1 protein-coding gene is annotated in these 243 nt (G+C 55.1%); it reads right to left on the bottom strand.

The annotated features are described in order from the left end of the window. Positions 1-243 (bottom strand): aldo/keto reductase (locus tag ACPYOI_RS36805; protein ID WP_481424276.1); only part of this gene is annotated, 243 nt, incomplete at both ends.

Genomic DNA, 243 nt, shown 5'->3' with positions numbered 1-243 from the left:
ATGTAGTCCATACCCAGATTTTGCAGACTCAGATCCAGCGAGCGGGCTATTGCCTGTTTTCCGCTGATCCCCTCGGCAATTTGCGCGGGCGTCCGCGGCAGAAACTTTGTAGCCAGCACCACATCATCGCGCTTCGCCATATCACGCAACGCCCGGCCAACAAACCGTTCACTCGAACCGTTCTGGTAGGCGATGGCGGTATCGTAAAAATTGATGCCCTGTTCAAGGCCGTAGCGAATGATG

The organism is Rhizobium sp. SVR5-2C, from assembly GCF_056755115.1.
This window is presented reverse-complemented; position numbering and strand designations above follow the sequence as displayed.